At 57.3% G+C, this 902-nt stretch carries 1 protein-coding gene; it reads right to left on the bottom strand.

All coding sequences use genetic code 11. The features are described 5' to 3' along the window. Positions 1–143: 143 nt before the first annotated feature. Positions 144–842, bottom strand: a complete 699-nt coding sequence (locus ILT44_RS30530) for an IS6 family transposase (RefSeq protein WP_204243360.1) — start codon at positions 840–842, stop codon at positions 144–146. Positions 843–902: the final 60 nt, after the last annotated feature.

Here is a 902-nt window from a genome sequence, read left to right as displayed (position 1 = left end):
GGCACTGTTGCATTAACTTCAACAAGCCATAATGCGCGTATCGGTGCGGCTCCCTCATGCGACAAGCCCGAAGAGTTGGCTCACCAGACGGCACCGTTGCAGTAACTTGGGAACCGCATAACGGACCCAGTTTAACGGGCCGCTCAGGCAGCAAGACCGAAGAGCTGATTGATCAGACGGATTTCGCCTGTCGCTCGACATCCCCGCTTGTTGTAATGACCGCGGCGGATCATGCGCATGATTTCAAAACCCGTCAGGGTCGCGGCGGCGGTTCTCATCGTTTGAAAGCCGCGCGTCGGACGGATCACGCGCTTGAGCGCGCCATGATCAGCCTCAAGGATGTTATTCAGATATTTCGAGGTGCGGTGTACCACATCGTTCGGCAGCAGCCCTTCGTTCTGCAGGCGCAGGATAGCCTTGGCATACGACGCCAGTTTATCCGTCGTGATCGAGGATGGTGGATAGGTGCTCATCGCCTTGATGGCCTTACGCAGGAACCGATAAGCGGCGTTGGTATTCCGACGATCGGACAGCATGAAAGCGATCAACCGACCGTGCTTGTCGACCGCGCGAAACAGGTACTTCCAGCGCCCGCTAACCCGCACATAGGTCTCGTCCACTCTCCAGGAGCCTGAGCGAGGTCCCTGGTAGAGCCGAATTCGCTTTTCGACCTCCGGAGCATAGCGCTGAACCCAGCGAAAGATCGTGCTTGGACTGACGCTGACACCGCGCTCGGACATCATTTCTGCCAGATCGCGATAGCTGATCCCATACTTGCAGTACCAGCGCACGCACAGCAGGATAATCTCAACTGGAAAGCGACGGCGCTTGAACAGAGACACGGGAGCGGATCCTTGATGAACCGCTCCTCGCTATACGGCCGAGGTTAATGCAACGGTGCC

The organism is Microvirga arvi, from assembly GCF_016892765.1.
GTDB lineage: Bacteria > Pseudomonadota > Alphaproteobacteria > Rhizobiales > Beijerinckiaceae > Microvirga > Microvirga arvi.
The sequence above is the reverse complement of the archived record's forward strand: the minus strand, read 5'-3'. Positions and strand labels throughout refer to the sequence as shown.